This is a genomic window from Rothia sp. HMSC065C12 (assembly GCF_001812085.1).
Taxonomy (GTDB): domain Bacteria; phylum Actinomycetota; class Actinomycetes; order Actinomycetales; family Micrococcaceae; genus Rothia; species Rothia mucilaginosa.
Genome location: NZ_KV807671.1, coordinates 166,047 through 186,262, shown reverse-complemented (window position 1 = coordinate 186,262; position 20,216 = coordinate 166,047). Strand labels below are relative to the sequence as shown.

Sequence of the window (20,216 nt, the reverse complement as noted above, 5' to 3'; positions counted from 1 at the left end):
CCTAGTCAGTCACGCTGTTAGTTAGTGCCGATGCTCCAAGTAATGTTGGAGTCGGTACGAACCTGCATGTAGCTCTTGTTGCTCTGAACCCACTGCATGCTGCTCTTCACGGTCGGAATGGTCGAGGAGAAGAACGGGTCGTTCTTGGTCGCGTTCAGAACGGTGAAGCCGCGGGTGGTCGGGCCGCTGGTCTGGAACTCCATGGTTGCCTCGGTGCCTTCGTAGGTGAAAGCGTAGAAGTTCATGGTGCTCTGGAACTTCTCACCCTTCTTGTAGTGGGGTGCGGAGTCTGCGTCGTAGACGCGGATGGTCCACTCGCCCTTACCGGTCAGCTCCAGCTTGCGGGTGGGGGTGGAGTGGCCGCTCGCGTCAATCCACGCGGTGCCCTTGAGCTCCTTGCCGTCGCGGGTGGAGTCGATAACGCTCACACCCGAGGCGATGTTGCCCTTATCGTCACGGCTGGTGATGAAGGCGTTGACCACACCGTCTGCGGGCTTGAACTCGTAGTAGAGCAGGCCTGCGGACACATCGCCCTTGATCTTCTCAATGTCGATGGTGTCCTTGTTGTCGGCGACGGTCTTCTTGTATTCCTTGAACTCACCCTCGGGCATCTTCGCTTCAGCAGCAGCGATGGGTGCTGCGGAAGAAGCGGAAGTACCTGCTGCCGCGCTCTCAGATGCGGGCGCTGCGGAAGAAGCCTCAGAGGATGCCGCCACGGAGGACGCCTCAGCGGAAGTAGCCGCCGCGCTCGATGCTGCCGCAGAATCGGAGGTGGGGTTCGAGCCGCCACGCGGAATCAGCATGACAATCGCCAGGATGATAACAATCAGCAGAGCCAGCGCACCACCGATAACACCCCAAATCTTGGTGCCGGAGAACAGACCCTTCTTCTCGGAGTCGTCCTCGCCCTGACCTGCGGGCTCGGTGACGTAGGGGTTGCTCAGTGCCACGGTTGCCTGGTCCTGATCGGACACCTGACCTGCGTAGGGCTGCTGAGCGTTGTACGGCTGACCCTGGTAGGGGTTGTTCTGGTACTGACCGCCCTGCACGTTCTGGCCGTCCTGGAAGCCCTGACCCTGGAAACCCTGGCCCTGGTACTGGCCACCCTGGAAGTTCTGGCCCTGGAAGCCCTCACCCTGGAAACCTTCAGCCTGGTTCGGCTGGAAGCCGTTCGGTGCCTGACCTGCCGGGATGAACTGTGCGTTCTGGCCGGGCTGCATGTTCTGACCGGGCTGTTCCGAGAGGTTCACGGTACGCTCGGACAGGTTGACGGTGCGCTCGGTCTCGGGGGTGTGGAACTCAACGAGCGGGGAGCTCTCGATGGTGTGGGGAGCCTCTTCGGTGGAGGCGGGAGCCTCCGTTGCGGGAGCCTCAGCGACCGGTTCAGCTGCCGCCGGTGCCTCGGGGGCAACCTCGGCGACGGGCTCAACAACAACGGGCTCTGCAACAGGTTCGGAAACGACCGGCTCAGAAGCGGCGGGCTCGGAAACAGCGGGCTCTGCAACCGGAGCCTCAACAACGTGCGCCTCAACGGGCTGCTCGGAAGCAACCTGCTCAGGTGCGGGAGCTTCAGCCACAGTCTTTTCAGCCGCAGTCTCTTCAACGGAAGCTTGCGGGGTCAGAACCTGCTCGGGCAGAGCGGTGCCGGTCAGCGGAACCTGAGTCAGGTGACGCATCGGCTTGGGCTCGGAGGACTCCTCAGCGGACTCCTGAACGGACTCAGCCGCGGGTGCCTCTACCTGCTGTGCCTCAACGTGGGGTGCCTCAGCCTGGGGTGCAGCCACCTCCGGAACCTCGACGACCTGCTCACCTTCGAGCTCAGCGGCGAGCTGCTCCAGGTCAACGTCCTCAACGGTCAGCGGTGCTGCAACCTCGGCGGGCTGCTCAGCAACTACGGGCTCAGCAACCTGCTCAGCGGGAGCCGCCTCAGCAGTGGGCTCCTCGGGAATCAGCGGCTCAATAGTAGCCTCTTCAACCTGAATGGGTTCGGGCTCGGGCTCTTCGACCCACAGCTGCCAGCCTTCAGGAACGGGACCCCACGCGGGGTCGGGGCGCCACGTAGGAGTGGGGGCCCATCCAGCAGGAGGAGCGGGCCAGTTGGGCGGCGGATTGAAGACGAGTGCCATAAGAAAGCAGCCTTTCTGGTGCTGAAAAAACACCCCGGAAGAGCGGTCATCAGCGACTATGTATATGAGCGTATTGTCGCTACAAATTATGGCATAGGTTCAGAAAATGAACCCCGTGAATGGTGGGTTTTTAGCCTTATTCACGGCTTTTTCAATGGTTTTGGAACATTCCGTATCAATCAGTACTTGAAGGTTGCCGCATGCCCGGTCACCATCGAGCCCGCGGAGGCTAGGATTAAAGAATGAACACGACACCGCCTCCCGCACCCCCGCAGGTAGCCGCCGGAACCCCCGCTGCTCCTGCGCCTGTTGCAGGTCTTGCCTACCACCGTCTCTCCCACGCCGACCCGAAATCCCGCTGGTTCTCACCCCTGCTGGAAGGTCTGCTCGGCGTCGCCGTATTTATTGGCCTCAACCTGATCATTTCAGTCGCCCTGGCTGTGGCGATTATGGGTTCGGGACTTTCCCTCCAGGATGTAGCTACGAACCGCGCCGTCATTATGGAACACCCGGCGCTGTTCGCGCTGACCTTCCTCTCCCTGATCGCCATTGTGCCTTCGCTCTTTTTGGCGCGCCTGGTCGTGGGCCCGAAGCCCTGGGGTTTGATCCATTCGGTGGCGGGCCGTCTGCGCCGCTCACTGCTACTTCCGTACCTGGGTTTGAGCTTCGCTGTCTATGGCATCTACTACGCCGTGATGCTGGCGTTGAGCGGTGAGAGCCTGCCCGAATACCGCTATTTTCAACCTCCACAGGTTGAATTTTGGGTTTATGTGGCGATGATGCTGCTCCTGGTGCCCGTGCAGTGCTACGCCGAAGAGCTCGCCTACCGTGGCTTCATGATGCAGATGCTGGGCCGCTGGCTCCGCACCCCCTGGCTGCCGATTGTGCTGCCCGCAGTGCTGTTCATGCTCTCCCACGCCTACGACCCCTGGGGTCAGAGCACGATTCTCGCGATGGGTATTTACGCGGGTTTCCTCTGCTGGTACACCGGCGGCCTGGAAGCCTCCATCAGCCTGCACGTGGCAAATAACGTGATCCTGATGCTGCTGTCCATGGTGGCTGGTCTGGATCCGTTCGCCTCCGAGGGCGTGACCCCCGTGGATGCGCTGCAGGGTATCGCCCTGGAAGGCGTGTACGTGGTGCTCGCCTGCCTGATCTTCAACGCGCGCGCTCGCCGCGGCGAAGTTTCACGTGAAACACAACCGCTCAAGGTTGATAACTAAAGGCTGCGGCGGGTTGCTCTAGCCCAGCTACCCCAGCCCTCCCACCCCGCTCCATTCGAGCCTCACCTGGGCTCATACTTCACGCCGCGTGGACTACCAGCCCCGGTCACCCCGTCAACACCCAAGAAAAGGTAGGGTTAAACCATGACTGTTGATGCTGTAAAAAATATTGAAGACCTCGCCGCATTCGTGGCGGATTCGCCGGTCTCTTACCTCGCCGCGCGCACGGTAGCGCGCCGCCTGCAAGCAGCAGGCTTCACCGAGCTTGTAGAGACCGAAGCATGGGACCCGCAGGTTGCAACCGGCCGTCACTTCGTCGTTCGCGACGGCGCGATTATCGCCTGGGCTGGCGGTGCGAAGGCGCAGAAGGCAAGCGGCTACCGCGTGCTGGGTGCACACACTGACTCGCCCTCCCTGAAGATCAAGCCCTCCTCCTCCATTACCACGAAGGGCTGGCACCAGATTGCTGTTGAGAACTACGGCGGCGCACTGCTGAACTCCTTCCTCGATCGCGAGCTGTGCGTGGCGGGCCGCCTCACCGTCCTTGAGGGCGGGGAGCTGAAGGACCGCCTGGTGCGCACCGGCCCGATTGCGCGCATCCCGCAGCTGGCGCCGCACCTGGACCACAAGCGGAACGAACTGGTGCTGGACAAGCAGTTCAACATGTACCCCGTGTGGGGCGTGGACCCGGCGGAGAATGACGTGCTCGGCTACATGGCGAAGCACGTGATTGACGGCGAGCCGGTCGACCCAGAAAGCATTGTGGGTTACGACCTGCTGTTCGCTGATTCGCAGCCGCCGCGCCGCTTCGGTGCGGATCAGGAGCTGTTCGCATCGGGTCGCCTGGATAACCTGTCTTCGGTGCATGCGGGTTTGACCGCCCTGGAGCGTTACGTTGCCGATAATGCGGATGAGCACGCTACCGAGACTGTGATGCTTGCGGCGTTTGACCATGAGGAGCTTGGTTCGGAGTCGCGTAGTGGTGCGGCTGGCCCGTTCCTGGAGGATATTTTGGTGCGCCTGTCCGCTGCGCGCGGTGAGAGCACGGAGGAGTACCGCCGTTCGGTGGCGGCGTCGTTCTGCCTGTCGGCTGATGCCGGTCACCTGGTGCACCCGAACTATCAGGGTCACCACGACCCGACCGTTCAGCCACTGCCCGGTGGCGGCCCGCTGTTGAAGATTAACGCGAACCAGCGTTATGCGACGGATTCGGTGGGTGCTGGCGTGTTTGCGGCGGCGTGTGCGAAGGCTGGTGTGCCGTATCAGGAGTTCGTGTCGAATAACAATATGCCGTGTGGTTCGACGATTGGCCCGATTACGGCGACCCGCCTGGGTATGCGCACTGTGGATGTGGGTATTGGCCTGCTGTCGATGCATTCGATGCGCGAGATGTGCCATGTGGACGATATGGCGTACATGACCCGCGCGGTGGAAGGCTTCTTCCGCCTCTAAAATGAACCCCGCTGAGGTATGAACAGCTGGGGGAAGGGCGCCGGGAACGTAAGGTTCCCGGCGCCCTTATTTTTTAAAAATTTTTCGGGGGGGGGGAGTGTTTACCTCTTGAATAGGGTTCATGTTTGCTGTAAAGTAACCCACAATACGTAATATACGTGTTGCACATTACTTGTTTTTGAGAAGTTTTCACCAATGATGGTGCGCCATCAGCTCGTAACCGGCGTAGCGAGCGAACCCCAATTTGAAAGGCGGTTCCCATGTTCTTCGATATTTCTGTGTTCCTGCTAGTGGTTTTGGTCATTGTGGGTCAGCTGAAAAAAGCACCACCAAGGTTGCTAAACAACCCTGGCTATCAGAAGGAGAGGGAGCAGGTGCGAAAGCACCGGCGCATCCTGGATATGCTCAGCCTGAGTTTTGCTCTTGCCCTGATGATTATTCAGTGGGGTGGCCCCCTGACGACGCTTGCCTTTCGGGCGTGCGTTATTTGGTTGATTCCCAGCCAGCTGTATGATCTCTGGCAGAAGTTCAATGTGCCGCGTGGTGTACTCTTCGCGTGTGCTGTAGCCCTGATCGTTATTGAGTTTGGGTTGGCGCTCCTACCCTAACCTGCACCCTATAACAGTTGTGGCGGTGACCGAACAACGGTCACCGCCACAACTATTTTTAAGATGAGACAGGAGATGAGACAGGTTTGGATTAGACAGGGTTGTCGGGGTTGGGCAGGGTTACCACCTCAGACCAGCGAGTATCCTTAGCGGCCGCACGGTTCGCGTCGCTCTTCTGCTTCACATCGGCTGGCGCCTGCTGCGCCCACAACTCAAAAGCAACAATGTAGTTCTCGGGGTAGTTTGCCGCGAGCAGCTCCTGGCGGGTCGGGAAGTACTCCTTACCCTCTCGAATATCGACGTAGTTGCTTGCCTTGTAGGGGTCTGCGTTCTGGATGTCAGTGCGCGGGCCGGAGGCTACCTTTCCGCTTGCCACGTTATTGTCATCGATAGCGCGAACCCATGCCGCAGCGTAGGTGTGATCGGCCTTGTTCTTCTCGTACAGTGCCAGGCACTCGGATCCTGCTGATTCAGCTTCGGCGCGGGTGGGGAAGTTCGCCTGGTTGCGCACAACATGCCGCGCGGAGACGTAGGAGGGGAGTGCCGTTCCGCGGTCGGCGCTGATGGCTTCCTGCTGCTTGAGGGTTTCAGCTTTCGCGGTTTCGTCAGGTTCAAGGCAGGGGGCGGTTGCCTTCTTCGCCGCGGAAGAGGAAGCGGACCCGGTGGCGCTTGAAGCTGACGGGGAGGAAGCCACGGTCGTATTCGAGGGTGCCGGAGTGCTGGATGCCGTGCTGGTGGAGCTGCCGCAGGAAGCAAGAAGCATGGGAAGAATCGCCAACGCGGCACCGCGTCGTAGACCGCTGGAACGGAGCGAAAGAAAAACAGGGGTGTGGGTCATGAGACCACCTCACAAGAGGGATGGAACGATATATTGCGTCTAAACATACCCAAATATTTGATACATGGTCAATGGAAAATACCATCTTAGTTTAAAACCAACACTCTAGACGCAAGATGTGCAACCCAGTAGTCTTAAAGTTCTGACCTGCTTAAACATGAGGTAGACGGGGTAAGAGTGCGGAGGGTTTGCAGGTCGCCTACTTGTCTTAGCATTGGCTTCGGGGCTTAGTGGATAAGAAAAACAATATTGAGGCTATGCGTTCGGTGTTCCGCTACTAGCTTTTTATGCTACTGAAAGGAAATGGCATCATGAATTCTACTTATAAAATGTTCGCCGTAAATGAGAAAATAATTTTGTATATCTTATTTCTCATTGTATTGCAATTTTTCTATATTTTCCCAACTGCCCTGTATGCAGATTTCTATAGATTTGTATCGCCATGTGATAGGTGGCAAAGTGCATATTTCGACTATATACCCTTCTTTGTGGTGGGAGTTGTATCAGCTAGCTTATGGCAGACTTTTAGTATGTGGCTGGGTGTAAAGCTTCGTATAGGAATTTTTTGGATCGCATCGCTATATTTAGTTTTTAAAATGTATGGGACTTATGAAATTTTAAAAGGCAATATCTTAAGTTCATGTAAAGTCCCTACAGAATATATGCATGGAATATTGTGGCCATATGATCTACAGGCATTCATTCTCTGGGGTCCCGATATTATCTCATGCGTTATTTTTATAGCAGTTTTTATTGCATGTTCTAAGCGTAGCTACTGGATACCAACCCTCGCAGCTATAGCCGCATTTGTTGCGCAGTGCGTCCTCTCGGTGCTGCTCTGGGAATACGTTAGGGGACTTATCTATTTCCTCCTGCAGTAGCGATGGGTCGTTGAGGTGCAGGCTTTTACGGAGTTCGAGGTTGCACCATCAGCACCCTAACCGTGCTCCTCCGGGCATGTTGGCTTCCGCTGATTATCGGGCAAATAGCAATATCTGATGCTGGCGTCTTGGCGTCGTGTTTACCTCAAAAACCCGGTGGCTTCCGTATTTACGCAAGTCAAGGCGCTGAATAAACTTGTTTATCGATTTTCCTCCGAGGTGTTGGATTTTAAAAAATAAACATATTTTTCTCTTGACCATGTATCAAAACTGCCCGTATAGTGAGGGTCAATTCGGTATGTTCCAGCCCACAATGAGGTGACATTATGGCCCTGAATTCTAGGACCCCCAACCACCGTTATAACGCACTGCGATACGGCGCCGCTCTCTTAACCCTGCCCCTGTTCCTTGCCGCCTGCGGTGGTGCAAACACCGCGGCAAGCAGCACCTCCTCACCCTCCACGGCGAGCGCCTCAGCAACGGCAAGCGCCACGCCGCCCATCAGCTGCTCCTCATACTCCGCTGAAGATCTCGCATCAGCAGAAGCCGCCAAGCCCGTCCCACGCACCGATGAACAGTACCCCGCGTACATCCAGTACCGGAACATCCTCGCAGACGGCGCCCACATCATTGAGCCCAGCGAAATCGACAGCAAGTGCCACGCCGCACTCAAAGCAGGGCGGAGCACCTTCCCCGAATACGTTCAAAACATCGATGCCTATAACGCCCACCCCAGCGTCGGACTCTCCGACCCCTTCGCCGGTAGCGAGTACCGAGACATCAAGAACCGCAACGAATTCATTCCCCACCGCGCAGACCTGGAAGAAGCCGCCTACCCCGAGATGATTATTCGTCTCTACGAAAAGTGGTACGAGGCAGCCCCCGCAGACATCAAGACGCTCAGCGACGGCAACCGTGCACGATTCCTCGCCACAAGCGCCTACCAGCAGTGGAAGGCCCAGCCCCAAACCCCCAGCAGCTCCCGCCCATAAGTCCACTCACGCATAAACCCGCGCAAAAACAGTTGTGGCGGTGACCGAACAACGGTCATCGCCACAACTCTTTAAACGGTCATTACCGGGCTTATTTTTTGGGGGAGGGGCTACTTGCCCTTCACCTCGCGTGCCAGAGCCAGTAGCTCCTCATGCACCGTCGTATCGCCCGTAACCTCCGGGTGGAAAGAAATACCAATCAGGTTGCCCGAACGCACACCCACAATCTTCCCCTCATGACGAGCCGTCACCTGCACACCCTCACCAGTGCCAGTCACAATCGGCGCACGAATAAACGCCGTATCAATAACCACCTCATCACCGGCAGGGGTCAGCCACGGCAGGCGCACCTCCGCAGAATCAACCTGCGAACCAAACGCGTTACGACCCACCGAAACATCCAAAACACCCAGCGACTGCTGACCCGGCGCCGGATCATCAATACGCTCCGACAACATAATCAGGCCAGCACAGGTACCCAGAGTCGGCAGACCCGAAGAAATCGCCTCAATCAGCGGCTCACGCACACCAAAAATACGGGTCAAACGGTCAATCGTCGACGACTCACCACCCGGCAAAACCAGCGCATCCAGACCCTCAAGCTGCTCACCAGTACGCACCCAACGCACCTGCGCACCCAGAGACTCCAGCATCTCCGCATGCTCACTCACGCCGCCCTGCAACGCCAAAACACCAACCGTAAAACCCTCACCCGGCAAAACACCGGTAGGCTGAACCTTCTCAACCATCACCGCTCCCTTCACAAAACAACAAACACAACAAACACAAGGAGGGTGGGACCCGCCTCAGCGAACCCCACCCCCTCATCAAACACTCACCCCGAATACGGGGTGCGCGCACGAATTACCAGCCGCGCTCCGCCAGGCGGTGCGGTGCCGGGATGTCAGCAACGTTAATGCCGACCATAGCCTCACCCAGGCCGCGAGAAGCCTCAGCAACCTTCTCCGGGTCGTTGTAGAAAGCAGTAGCCTTCACGATAGCCTTCGCGCGAGCAACCGGGTCGCCCGACTTGAAAATACCGGAACCAACGAACACGCCGTCAGCACCCAGCTGCATCATCATTGCAGCGTCAGCGGGGGTAGCCACGCCACCAGCGGTGAACATCACCACGGGCAGCTTACCGGTCTGAGCAACCTCACGAACCAGCTCGTACGGTGCAGCCAGTTCCTTAGCCTTCACGTACAGCTCGTCGGGCATGGTGTTGTACAGGCCCTGCAGCTCAGCAATCTGACGCTTAATGGTGCGGATGTGCTTAGTCGCCTCAGAGACGTCACCGGTGCCAGCCTCGCCCTTCGAACGGATCATAGCGGCACCCTCGGTGATACGGCGCAGAGCCTCACCCAGGTTGGTAGCACCGCACACGAAAGGCACCTTGAACTGGTGCTTATCAATGTGGTTCACGTAGTCAGCGGGAGAAAGAACCTCAGACTCGTCAATGTAGTCGACCTTCAGGGTCTCCAGAATCTGAGCCTCAACGAAGTGGCCGATGCGTGCCTTCGCCATGACCGGAATCGAAACAGCATCAATGATGCCCTCAATCATGTCCGGGTCAGACATACGAGCCACGCCGCCCTGCGCACGAATATCCGCGGGAACGCGCTCGAGAGCCATGACGGCAACAGCGCCAGCATCTTCAGCGATCTTAGCCTGTTCGGGGGTGACGACGTCCATGATGACGCCGCCCTTGAGCATGTCGGCCAGGCCGCGCTTAACAAGCGGGCTGCCGGTTACGGTGTTGTTATCAGTCATGACCTTATCTTCTCACGTTCTGAGTGTTCGCGCGCACTCACAGGGGCGGATTTTCTGTTCTCTGACACAGTACGACCCCAAGTTCACGTCAGAACGACACAAAACGTCATGAAAAGCGGTTAGAGTAGGGCGGTTCATGGGCTGAGCAGGCCCGGCTGAGCAGACCCGCCGGATGCACGCAGGTCGCCTCCCATAAACTCACATCCCGAGCGGCCATAAGGCAAGGTTTTGCTCAGGGTAAACATCCACCCACCCGCACTGAACAACGGTAAAATACAGAAGCTACGCCCGCACTCGTCCCCACGCGGAAGCCTCACGGCCCAGGGAACGAGCAAAACATTTTGGGCACCCTGGCACCCGCACACTCGCGGACATCAGCCGTCTATCAGACGCACACCATGAACCAGCCGCCACATCCAAAAGGAACACACCAAATTGCTTGAAGTCATCATTGCCCTATCGCTGGCAATTCTTCTGGGTAATATCCTCGCCCATAAAATACGGATAACCCCCGCCATTCTGCTCATTTTCCTGGGGCTTGTGCTGGCGCTCATCCCCGTTCACGCCATGCACGAGGTGCGCGAGGTCGGGCTGCCACCGCACGTGATTCTCGAAATCTTCCTGCCCGTGATGCTGTTCTGGGAGACCCGAAACACCTCCTGGCGTGAGGCGCGCGCTCGTCTGCGCGGCATTCTGCTCTCGGGCACGGTGCTCGTAATTTTCACGGCGTTCGTTATCGCCTGGGTGCTTCACACATTTATGGGCGTCTACCTGTGGCATGTGGCGCTGATTATCGGTGTGGCGCTCGCCCCCACCGATGCTGTGGCCGTGGCAACGCTCAACGGCAAACTCCCCAAATCTTCCATCACCACCCTTAAAGCGGAAGCACTCATTAACGACGGCACCACCCTAGTTCTTTTCGCACTCGCCCTGCAGCTTGCGGGTGGTCATGAACTTACCCTGGGGACTGCATCCGGAATGTTCTTCTTCTCGTTCCTGATTGGAACTCTCGTTGGCCTGGCCGTCGGATGGGGTGTAGATAAGCTGCGTGCGCACATCGGCAACCCCATGAACTTCAGCGTGTTCATGTTTACCGTGCCGTTTATTGCTTTCTTCCTGGCTGAAGAGATCGAGCCTTTTGAGGGCATGAAAGGTTCCGGAGTGGTGGCTGTGGTGGTCGCCGCTTTCTACCTGACCTATCGCGGACCGGATACCATCAAACCCCAAAACCGTTTCTACGGTCTGCCCATCTGGTCGTTTGTCTCCTATGTCATGAACGGTGCGCTCTTCGTGCTCGTGGGTGTTCAGCTGCCCAGCGCCACAGCGCCTGTGGATGATGTTCTTCGTGAATACAACTATGCGTGGGCTTTGACGTTCGCCGTGATTGTGGTGGCATGGCTTGTTTCCATTGCGGCGCGTTTTATTTTCCTGCACGTCTCGATCGGTATTATTCGTGCCCTTGACCGTTCAGAAAAGCAGAAGCAGCTGCGCACAACTTTCCGTGGCCGTGTAGTGAGTACCTTTGCGGGACTGCGCGGCGGTGTTTCCCTCGCGGTGGCTCTCTCCGTGCCGACTGATGTTCCCGCGCGTGACTTTATTATCTTTGTTGTTGCGGGCGTGGTTCTGCTGTCGATGGTGGTTCAGGGGATGCTCCTGCCGCTCGTTATTAGGTGGGCGAAAATTCCGGTTGATACCACCGAAGAAGATGAGATTAATGAAGCAATCCGCACGATCATTGCCGAGTCCTTCGACTCTGTGGCTGAGATCGGCCAGGAAATTGGTGCACCACAGTGGATTATCGACCGCATTGCCGACGAACAAATGTACAACGCGAGTATACACCGCAACCTGCACGCCGTTCGTAAAGACGGTGCGAATGCGCCGGAAGAAGCCCGCCGCATTATTGAAGCGGGCGACCTTGAGAAAGAGCTGCGCCTGCGGCATTTGGAGAAGCAACGCAGCGTGCTCAAGCGCCTGCGTAATGAGCGCATAATCGACACGAATGTGCTCCACGCGATTCAGGAAATCCTGGATATTGAGGAGGTTCGCGTGCTTGGTCCGGTTGAGCTCGAATAGCTCACACTCCTACATGCGATACGTATGAGGCGAGGCGCCCCACCCCTAAACGGGGAGGGGCGCCTCGTTGCTTTTTATGTCTAAACCTCTAGACCCACCACTACGTGGAGACGGTACAATACACTAGCCCGTTTTTTCGCGCGGACCACGCTTCTTGCCGCGCACCGGACACAACACAGACTAGAACCACAGGAACCTATGACGTCCCACCAGACTGAAAACAACGCACCCAAAAATAGCGCACCCAACAACAATGCACCCGCCGCAGGACACGGCGGACACGGCCCGCACGGCGCAAGCGAAGACCCGCAGAACATCTACCTGCTCAAAGACGCCCCCATCCTCAAGGCGCTCCTCTCCCTCGGCGTGCCCATGGCACTCGGCCTCGCCATCACCAGCATCTACAACGTGGTGAACTCCTACTTCGTCGGCCACTACGGCGGCACCGAAGACCTCGCCGCCACCAGCTACGGCGTGCCCGTCTTCGGCGTCATCATGGCGATCGCAGGACTGTTCGGCCTGGGCTCCTCAACCCTCGCCTCCCGCAAGCTCGGTGAAGGCCAGCCCGCCCACGAAATTCACCGCGTCACCTCCTTCGCCCTCTACTCGGCGCTCGGTGCCGGTATCGTCGCGGCGGCTATCGGCTTCATCCTCGCCGACCCGATCACCAGCATCATGGGTGCATCCGGCGGCTCCTACGAACCGACCCGCATCTACGTGCACCTCATGTTCCTCGGCGCGCCCCTCGCTATCGGCATGTTCACCCTCGAACAGCTCGTCCGATCCGAAGGCTACGCCAAGCAGTCCATGTACGGCATCATCGTCGGCACCGTCGTCACCTGCATCTTCGACGTGCTGTTCATCGCCATCATGGGCATGGGCGTCGCCGGTGCCGGTTGGGCGATGCTGCTGGCGAACGGCGCATCCATGCTGTACTACCTGCTGTTCCTGATGCGTCAGAGCGAGAACTTCTCCGCGAACATCCGCGACTTCTCCCTCGACCCCGCTATCATCAAGCCCGTGGTCGCGGTCGGTGCTGCTGAGCTCATTCAGAGCCTCAACCTGATCTTCGCCGCCCTGCTGCTGAACAACCTCGCCGCCTCCTACGGTGACGACACCGTCGCGGCGTTCGGCCTGGCAATGCGCCTGAACATGGTGCCCGAAATGCTGTGCATGGGCCTGTGTATGGGCGGTATCCCGCTGTACGCCTACGCGTACGGTGCCCGCAACGGCGCCCGCGTGAAGGAGGCGCTGCGCACCGCAACGATCCTGTCCGTGGCGACCTCCGCGATCATCACCATTCCGGTGCTGATTTTCCGCCGTGAACTGCTCGCCGTGGTTGGCGATGCAAGCCTCATCGACACCGGCGAGGAGATTATGGTTGCGCTGATGCTCGCCGCCGTGTTCAACGCGGTCAGCATCGTGTTTGTGTCTTGGTTCCAGGCGGCCGGTAAGGGCGGCCCGGCAATGCTGATGACCCTCGGTATTGCTCTGCTGTTCTTCCCCGCCGTGTACTTCGGCAACATGTGGTTCGGCTTTAAGGGTCTGACCTGGGCGTTCCCCTTCACCCAGGTGCTCGCCTGCGCGTTGGGCCTGGTGCTGTTCCTCGCCACGGGTGGCGCGAAGGTACCGCCCGCTGAAGCTGAGGTTGAGGCTGAAGGTTCTGAGGATTCGGACGTTCAGGCTGCCCAGGTTTCTGGCGCACAGCCCGAACAGAAGGCATAGTCCTCGGTCTGCAAAAGCATAGTAAAAGCCCCGAACTCCCACCAAGGGAGTTTGGGGCTTTTACGTTAGGTCATTTGCCGGTTGAGGCGCTAGTTCTTCCACCAGGAATCAAAAATCGTCACCGGAGTAGTGCGCTTATGGCGGCTACGCAGGTAAATCTGCTCCAGCTTCGCAGCTGCCGCCTCATCGATTTCCTTACCCTCCAGGTAGTCATCAATCTGCGGGTAGGTCAGACCCAGCTCATCCTCATCGGTACGGCCGGGCACGCCGTCCAGCAGGTCAGCCGTCGGCGGCTTAGCCCACAGACGCTCAGACGCACCCAGCACCCGCAGCAGCAGCTGGTTCTGGCGCTTGTTCAGGCCGTACAGCGGTAGCAGGTCCGCGCCGCCGTCACCGAACTTCGTGAAGAAACCCGTAATGGACTCCGCCGCATGGTCGGTACCCACCACCAGGTAGCCGGGGCCGCCAGCCACCGCGTACTGGGCAATCATGCGGGCGCGCGCCTTCACATTACCCTTGTTGAAGTCGCTGATCTGCTCGCCGGTCGCGGCAGTGTAGGCGGTGTCGAAGCCGTCGACAGCCTCCGCAATGTTGAAGGTCAGGGAGCGGGTGGGCTGGATGAAACGCAGCGCCTCCTGCGCGTCCTCTTCGTCGTGTTGCACACGGTAGGGCAGGCGCACCGCCACGAACTCGGCGGTGCGGCCGCGCTCGTTGAGGCGGTCCACCGCCAGCTGGCAGAGGCGACCCGCCAGAGTGGAGTCGATACCGCCGCTGATGCCCAGTACCAGGCCGCGGCTTCCGGTGGCTTCCAGGTAGTCGCAGATGAACTGGATGCGGCGCTCCACTTCTTCGCGTGCCTGCTCTTCGGTCATGTTGGGCTTGACGCCCATTTCACGGATGATCTGTGCCTGTAATTCACGCATGACTTAAGTGTACGCTCCACCTTATAGCCCGTGCGGTGAACCACCGAGGGAGGCGAGGTAGTGTTCCACACGGTGCGTTCAGCGCGGCGCACGCGGCGGGTTCAGTATCGTTTCAGCCTCCCGCCAGTTCCGCAAATACACAGCATACTCACCGGTAAAAACCCTGTGCGACAACCCGTGCGGCTGTTAGCATGAACATACGGTTCAAATACCGTTCAAAACAGCCGGTGATGAGGGAAAACGCCCCCACACCCGCTACGCTACAGAACACGTCAACCAAGGACGGTGAAGACAGCACCATGGCAAAAACAAAAACTGAACTCTACGACGAGCTCGTAGACATCGAAACCAGCCTCGAAAACCACCCGCTCACCTCCGGGAAAATAGCGGAGGCGAACATCATCATCGAGCAGATGAAGGAGCAGGGCGCCACCCCGGAAGAAATCAATGAGGCACTCATCCAGCAGGGGCTGCCCTCCCTTGTGGAGATTGGTAAGAGTACCTTGCTGCAGTCTTTTAGCCTCTGGAAGCTCAATCACCGCAAGTTAAAGGTGGAAGCCGCCATTGAGAAGCTCAACCGTAAAGAAGCCCGCCGCCACTAACTAGCCCGCCTCGGGCAGGGCGAGGCAAGCAAATACCCCCGGCAGATGCGTACAGCATCCACCGGGGGTATTTCTTTTAAAAAGGTAGTTTTTTCATGCTCCTGGAAGCGGCAATGCGCTCACTCGAGACTGGAAGTGAGATGCGAATGAACGTATTGAGTAAACTCTTCAATACTGCAGACATGAGTGACTAATCCGATGACTTTGTTATAGAGATGAGTAGAGTCATCTACTAAATAGAGACCGTGACACTCTAGAAGGCCACCAAGGAGCGCAACCGCTACACGCTTATTGCCATCAACAAAAGGATGTTGACGAATAACCTCTACACAGAGATGAACAGCCTTATCTACAATGTGCGGATATAGCTCTTCTCCACCAAAAGTTTGGTAAGGGCTCTGAAGAATTCCTTCGAGAATATCAAGGTCTCGAACGCCTGCAGACCCTCCAAAGCGGTTGATAAGCAACTGGTGGATAGCTAAAGCAGTATCAACGGAGATATGTGCAGAGGACATCACTGGCTCAGACGTTCAAAGACGCTTTCGTAACGGTCAATGAAGCTAGTCGCTGCCCCTAAAATCTTCTCCTGATCGATAGTTTCAGAAGAAGTCTTCGCTACGGCTTCTTTGTTATCAGAAGTGGAATCTACTCCCAGAGGAACAATCTTGAAAGCAGGCTGATTGCGCTTAAATACAGTGATTTCTTCACCTTCCTGAATGACCTGATTAGTCACGGAAGTGAGGTTGGCACGTAGTTCAGAAAATCCAACGGTGAGCATAGTATCTTTCCTTTGTACTATTTCTTGTACAAATTTTAGCACTATATCTACTGATGAAGTCAGCCCACAGAAAAGGCCGTGCCGGGGCAGAAAACTCCACCCCGACACGGCCCTCACATCCGCATCCGATTAGCGGTTATTCAGCACGCGCACGTTATAGCGGTGCAAGAACGCCGCCATCGCGCCACGCTCAATCGGCTGAACCGGACGGAACGAACCATCCGGCCAACCCGTCGTAATCCGCTGATCGGCCAACCACGCAATCTCGCGGTAGAACTGGCTGCCGGTCGACACGTCACTAAACGGCGAAGCCACCGGAGCAGAATACGCCGGCGAACCCGCAAAACGGTAGAAGAACGCCGCCATAGCGTCACGGTTCACCGCAGCATTCGGACGGAACGTACCATCCGACCAACCGGTCGTAATACCGCGGGCACGCATCCACTCAATCTCCTTGTAGAACGGGTGATCACGCGGCACATCCTTAAAGCTCGGAGTGCTCGGCGCAGTGAACTGCGGCGAACCCGCCATACGGTAGAAGAACGCCGCCATCGCGCCGCGCTCCACCGAACCGTTCGGGCGGAACGTACCATCCGGGTAGCCGGTCGTAATACGACGCTGAGCCAGCCAGTTAATATCATTCACGAACGGGTAATCCGCCGGAACATCCGTAAAGTGTGCGCTCGCGGCGGTATCCTCAGAGTTCGACGAGACACGCAGAACCTGCGCACGCTCACCCGCAGCCCCATTCACGCCGGACAGGTCGCCGGTCGCATTGTGCATGTGCAAGAACAGCGCAGAAACGTTCTTCGCGTCGCCGTTACGGTGCGCCACCAGCTGAGTCTCCGGTGCGTCCACGAACAGGTTCGGCACGCCCGCCGAATCGCCACTGAACCACAGCTTCGGTGCCGCATAGTTGAACACCACCGAATCAGTCGTATCAACCACAGTCGTAGCGGAGAACGCGCTCGAAGTGGTCACCGAGTACGAAATCTCGGTCGACTCAGCCTCGGGGTCCAGACCCAGAACGCTCAGCGGAACAGTCATCACCAGGGTGTTCGAATCCATGATGTTGGTGTCCGTATCACCCCAGGTGCCGTTCAGCGGGTACAGGGCGTTCTCAATGGCCTGCCACTTGCCGTTGCTGCGCTTAGAAACCTTCACCAGCGGGTAGTCCAGGCCCTTCTCACGCACCGTCTGCAGGCGGTAGTCGCTCGTGCCGTCCTTGTCGGTATCAATGAACACGTAGTAGGTGCCGCGCGGGGTCACCTCCTGCCAGTTACCCCAGGTGGAAATACCGAAGGACAGGCGCGCCTCGGAGGTGTCCGCACCGGCAGCCTTCAACGCCGCCACGTCCGAGGCGGCACCCACATACTGCAGGTCCATGCGGGAATCCGAACCCACACCCAGCTTCGCGGTCGGGATGCGCGGGCTCGAAGCGCCCAGCTCAAAGGCACCCAGCAGGGAGCGGTAACCGCCCTGATCCACCGCGGTACCCTGCAGGGTCAGGGTCTGCTCCAGGGCACCCACGCCGTTCGTGTCAAAGTGAATATCTGCACCGGCTACGCGCATTGCGGAGACCGGTTTCGGGGCCACATGCAGCGGCATGCGCAGGGTCTTCACCGCAGCCGACGAATCAGCGTCGGTCAGGATCAGGCGGCCCGAAGCGCTCGCAATGTACTGGCGGGCACCCGAAATGGTGACCGTACCGGTCGAGTAGTTCACCGAATCCTGGTTCGGGTACATGGACGGGTCGCGGGTCTTCTCCAGCTTCGACGGGTCAATGCGCACCGTCACGGTGAACGTTGCCTTCTGACCGGCACCCACAGACACGGACTGCGGGTAGGAGAACTCCACACCCGGGATGCTCGTGCTTCCCTCATAGTTCAGGGTGTAGGTGTGCGCCACCGAGTCGGTGTTCTCGACGCTCACGCGGTGCTGCAGGGTCTGCACACCGGCGTTCGGGGTGTACTCGAGCACGCCGAAAGTGTCCGAAACCTGTTCGGGGCGTGCCGCGTTGAACAGCATGACGCGGTCAGCCACCGCCGCACGCGTGTTGATGCGGCCGGTACCCACACGGTCCACCGCGTAGGGGTTGCCCCAGGCGTCCTGCATGTGGTGGTCGGCGGTGTTCATGATGACGGTCTTAAGCATGCGCGGACCGTACTCCGGGTGCGCCTGCATGATCAGCGCCGCAACACCGGCAACAAACGGCGTGGACATGGACGTACCGGTCTTCACGCTCGAACCGGTACCGCTACCAACCTCGATGGAGGAAATGTTCGTGCCCGGTGCCGCAACGTCCGGCTTGGTGATGCCGTGCGAACCGTGCATGCCGCGCGCGGTGGAGGTGTTCGCCTGATCCAGCTTGCCGTTGGGCACGCGGATTGAGTCGCGCAGGTTCTCGCCGAGCTGCAGGGTCAGCTCACCGGAATCAATCTGCGCGGAAAGGCGCTCCACCTGGCTCTTTGACAGGCGCACGCCCGGAATGGAGGAGTTGCCGCCGATAGCGGTGTCACCGACCTCAGTGTTCGAGGTGAGCACCACGCCGGTCGCGCCAGCCGCCTGCAGGTTGTCGAAGCGTACCTTCGAGCCGCAGGGTGCGGTGCCGTCAGCGTCCGCCCAGTCGATGAGAGCCCACTTGCCCTTCAGCGCTGCGGCTTCCTCTTCGGTGAATGCCTCGCAGGCGTAGCGGTTGCGGGAGGCGGCACGCACCACGGTACCGCGCAGCTGCTCTTTGGTTGCCTTCGAATAGTCGAAGCTCACCGAGTAGTCACCGTAGGTGTCCGCCTCGTTCGCGGGGGCGAGAATCTTCACGCGGTCCACCAGCTGGGTCGAGCCGATGGAGTTCGCCACGGTCAGGCCGTAGGCGCTGGTGCCGGGGCCGCCCGAGTTGGAGTAGGTGTCGCCCACGGCGTTGTAGTTGTTGGCGTTACCCGCTGCAACCACGGAGAGGATGCCCTCGCGGTAGAGGGAGCCGACCGCGTAGTTCACGGTCTCATCGAACACGCCGAACTCGTTGCCGAGCGACAGGTTCGCGATGTCGGCGCGGTCGGAGAAGTCGCCGTCGTCGTTGGGGTCGAGCACGCGGTCCAGGCCCTTGGGGACGAACGCGGTGGTGCCCTTACAACCGAAAATGCGCAGGCCAATCAGCTGGGCGTCCGGTGCGGAGCCGGGGCCGATCTTCATGTCCTTGAGCTGCTCTTCGGTGAGCTTGGAGTAGTCGCCGTGGAAGGTGCTGCCGTCCGCGTTCACGCCGTAGCCTGCCGCGGTGCCGGCCACGTGGCTACCGTGGCCGCCGCAGTCGAGCGGGTTGTTATCCGGGTGGGGAGTGGAGGTTTCCTTCTTACCGGAGTTGTAGTCGTCACCGACCAGGTCGTAGCCGCCAAGGAACTTCTTCGGATCGTAGGTGCCCTCGGGAATCGTGTCGGATGCCTTCGCCTTCTCGAAGGCTTCCTGCGTGCCGGGGCCGCCCAAATCGGCGTGCGTGTAGTCGATACCGGTATCGAGCACGACAATCTTCACGCCCCTGCCGGTGTAGCCGGTGGAGGCGGGGTTTGCCGGGCTCTTCGCCCACACGGAGAGCGTGTCCGTATCAATGAGGGTGCCGCTGTTCTGCGGTGCCATGTCCTCAATGATGCTGATGCGTTCCACATCGTCGCGGTTCGCGAGCGCACGAATCTGCTCGACGTTACCGTAGAGCGCCACGCCGCGCATCGTGTTGTGGGTGGTGTACAGGACCTGCGCGCCGGATTCCTTCGCCGCGGAGGCGCCCTGCTGCTGCACGCTGGCGCGGATTGCCTGCACCTGTGCTTGCGCGTTGACGGGTGCCTGCGCGCGGGAGCGGACCGCGTCCGGCTGGGTCTGGGCGTACGCACCTTGACCCTTGAATCGGACGAACACGGCGCGTTCGCCGGTGGCGCCGTCCAGGCTGGGGGAGAGAACTTCGTTGTTGTTCTCGCCGGTGCCGGTGTTCTGGTGGGGTGCGTCCCGGTCTGCGCCGCGTACTACGCCCGGTGCCGCGTAGGCAGCGGTACCGAACGGCAGGGCGGTCAGCCCGAGGGTGAGCCCCAGGGTGAGTGCGCCGCAGCTGCGTGCCAGCTGCTTGAGGCGGCCCGGCTGTGTGTGCCGGGCGGCTCGCGCGGGGGTAGCTTCAGGGAAGGTTGCCACTGAATGCTCCTTTTTAGTGATGGTGCGTTTCTTAGCGGTTTCTGCACCGAGA

Annotated in this window: 16 protein-coding genes; 8 read left to right on the top strand and 8 right to left on the bottom strand. The window is 59.0% G+C overall.

What is annotated here, in order from left to right; genetic code table 11:
- Positions 1-17: 17 nt before the first annotated feature.
- The gene (locus tag HMPREF2836_RS02110; RefSeq protein ID WP_070629292.1) at positions 18-2,126 is read right to left on the bottom strand and encodes a hypothetical protein; all 2,109 of its coding nucleotides are present in this window, start codon (positions 2,124-2,126) and stop codon (positions 18-20) included.
- Between the two features lie 242 nt (positions 2,127-2,368).
- Between HMPREF2836_RS02110 and HMPREF2836_RS02105 the strand changes: the two genes are divergently transcribed.
- The 3 genes from HMPREF2836_RS02105 to HMPREF2836_RS02095 all read left to right on the top strand — a co-directional run bounded on the left by HMPREF2836_RS02105 (position 2,369) and on the right by HMPREF2836_RS02095 (position 5,409).
- A complete protein-coding gene (locus HMPREF2836_RS02105; protein ID WP_070629290.1) occupies positions 2,369-3,349 on the top strand; it encodes a CPBP family intramembrane glutamic endopeptidase in 981 nt (326 codons plus the stop codon).
- A 144-nt stretch (positions 3,350-3,493) separates the two neighbouring features.
- Positions 3,494-4,801: a M18 family aminopeptidase gene (locus HMPREF2836_RS02100; RefSeq protein ID WP_070629288.1), complete on the top strand. Its 1,308-nt coding sequence runs from the start codon at positions 3,494-3,496 to the stop codon at positions 4,799-4,801.
- A 260-nt stretch (positions 4,802-5,061) separates the two neighbouring features.
- Entirely contained in the window at positions 5,062-5,409 is a 348-nt protein-coding gene (locus HMPREF2836_RS02095) for a hypothetical protein (RefSeq protein WP_070629286.1), read from the top strand.
- 91 nt (positions 5,410-5,500) lie between these two features.
- On the opposite strand, the gene HMPREF2836_RS02090 is transcribed toward HMPREF2836_RS02095, so the two are convergent.
- Complete coding sequence (locus tag HMPREF2836_RS02090; protein WP_070629284.1) at positions 5,501-6,247, bottom strand: hypothetical protein; 747 nt, start codon at positions 6,245-6,247, stop codon at positions 5,501-5,503.
- 311 nt (positions 6,248-6,558) lie between these two features.
- Here HMPREF2836_RS02090 and HMPREF2836_RS02085 point away from each other — a divergent pair, with 311 nt between their 5' ends.
- Positions 6,559-7,128 (top strand): hypothetical protein, encoded by a 570-nt coding sequence (locus HMPREF2836_RS02085; protein WP_070629283.1) that lies wholly within the window; start codon positions 6,559-6,561, stop codon positions 7,126-7,128.
- A 326-nt stretch (positions 7,129-7,454) separates the two neighbouring features.
- Positions 7,455-8,120 carry a hypothetical protein gene (locus HMPREF2836_RS02080; protein ID WP_070629281.1) on the top strand — a complete coding sequence of 222 codons (666 nt, stop codon included), beginning with the start codon at positions 7,455-7,457 and terminating at the stop codon, positions 8,118-8,120.
- A gap of 110 nt (positions 8,121-8,230) precedes the next feature.
- On the opposite strand, the gene pdxT is transcribed toward HMPREF2836_RS02080, so the two are convergent.
- Positions 8,231-8,869, bottom strand: coding sequence for a pyridoxal 5'-phosphate synthase glutaminase subunit PdxT (gene pdxT / locus HMPREF2836_RS02075; RefSeq protein ID WP_049350439.1), 639 nt, complete (start codon positions 8,867-8,869; stop codon positions 8,231-8,233).
- Between the two features lie 115 nt (positions 8,870-8,984).
- Positions 8,985-9,890 carry a pyridoxal 5'-phosphate synthase lyase subunit PdxS gene (pdxS, locus tag HMPREF2836_RS02070; protein WP_005507298.1) on the bottom strand — a complete coding sequence of 302 codons (906 nt, stop codon included), beginning with the start codon at positions 9,888-9,890 and terminating at the stop codon, positions 8,985-8,987.
- A 435-nt stretch (positions 9,891-10,325) separates the two neighbouring features.
- Here pdxS and HMPREF2836_RS02065 point away from each other — a divergent pair, with 435 nt between their 5' ends.
- Together HMPREF2836_RS02065 and HMPREF2836_RS02060 are read left to right on the top strand one after the other, a co-directional pair.
- Positions 10,326-11,966 (top strand): Na+/H+ antiporter, encoded by a 1,641-nt coding sequence (locus tag HMPREF2836_RS02065; protein ID WP_049356104.1) that lies wholly within the window; start codon positions 10,326-10,328, stop codon positions 11,964-11,966.
- A 198-nt stretch (positions 11,967-12,164) separates the two neighbouring features.
- Positions 12,165-13,691 (top strand): MATE family efflux transporter, encoded by a 1,527-nt coding sequence (locus tag HMPREF2836_RS02060; protein WP_070616300.1) that lies wholly within the window; start codon positions 12,165-12,167, stop codon positions 13,689-13,691.
- Positions 13,692-13,780: 89 nt separating this feature from the next.
- Here the strand turns inward: HMPREF2836_RS02060 and nadE are convergent, their stop codons facing one another.
- Positions 13,781-14,614: an ammonia-dependent NAD(+) synthetase gene (gene nadE / locus HMPREF2836_RS02055; RefSeq protein ID WP_070629280.1), complete on the bottom strand. Its 834-nt coding sequence runs from the start codon at positions 14,612-14,614 to the stop codon at positions 13,781-13,783.
- A 299-nt stretch (positions 14,615-14,913) separates the two neighbouring features.
- Here nadE and HMPREF2836_RS02050 point away from each other — a divergent pair, with 299 nt between their 5' ends.
- Positions 14,914-15,216, top strand: coding sequence for a recombinase (locus HMPREF2836_RS02050; RefSeq protein WP_070629316.1), 303 nt, complete (start codon positions 14,914-14,916; stop codon positions 15,214-15,216).
- 119 nt (positions 15,217-15,335) lie between these two features.
- Here HMPREF2836_RS02050 and HMPREF2836_RS09065 read toward each other — a convergent pair whose 3' ends face one another.
- The 3 genes from HMPREF2836_RS09065 to HMPREF2836_RS02040 form a co-directional block, all read right to left on the bottom strand.
- The gene (locus HMPREF2836_RS09065) at positions 15,336-15,731 is read right to left on the bottom strand and encodes a type II toxin-antitoxin system death-on-curing family toxin (protein WP_080974499.1); all 396 of its coding nucleotides are present in this window, start codon (positions 15,729-15,731) and stop codon (positions 15,336-15,338) included.
- Complete coding sequence (locus HMPREF2836_RS02045; protein ID WP_049340141.1) at positions 15,731-15,994, bottom strand: type II toxin-antitoxin system Phd/YefM family antitoxin; 264 nt, start codon at positions 15,992-15,994, stop codon at positions 15,731-15,733. The genes HMPREF2836_RS09065 and HMPREF2836_RS02045 overlap by 1 nt, the downstream gene beginning before the upstream one ends.
- Positions 15,995-16,123: 129 nt before the next feature.
- Positions 16,124-20,164 carry a S8 family serine peptidase gene (locus HMPREF2836_RS02040; protein ID WP_070629278.1) on the bottom strand — a complete coding sequence of 1,347 codons (4,041 nt, stop codon included), beginning with the start codon at positions 20,162-20,164 and terminating at the stop codon, positions 16,124-16,126.
- Positions 20,165-20,216: the final 52 nt, after the last annotated feature.